General features: G+C 69.9%; 1 pseudogene. It reads left to right on the top strand.

The annotated features are described in order from the left end of the window. A pseudogene (locus MFF64_RS39210) lies at positions 1 to 236 on the top strand (ATP-dependent zinc metalloprotease FtsH); the annotation flags it as partial.

The following is a 236-nucleotide window of genomic DNA, read 5'->3' as shown; positions in this document are numbered from 1 at the left end:
CCCTCCCTGGAGGAGCGCAAGGCGATCCTCCTCGTCCACATGCGGGGCAAGCCCATCGCCGAGGACGTGGACGCCCTGGAGCTCGCCCACCTCACCCCGGGCTTCTCCGGGGCGGACCTCAGGAACCTGGTGAACGAGGCCGCCCTCCTCGCCGCCCGGAACGGGGAGAAGAGGATCCGCAAGGAGCACTTCCTCAAGGCCCTGGACAAGATCGTCCTCGGCCTGGAGCGGTCCGC

The organism is Methylobacterium frigidaeris, assembly GCF_022179185.1.
Classification (GTDB): domain Bacteria; phylum Pseudomonadota; class Alphaproteobacteria; order Rhizobiales; family Beijerinckiaceae; genus Methylobacterium; species Methylobacterium frigidaeris.
The sequence above is the reverse complement of the archived record's forward strand: the minus strand, read 5'-3'. Positions and strand labels throughout refer to the sequence as shown.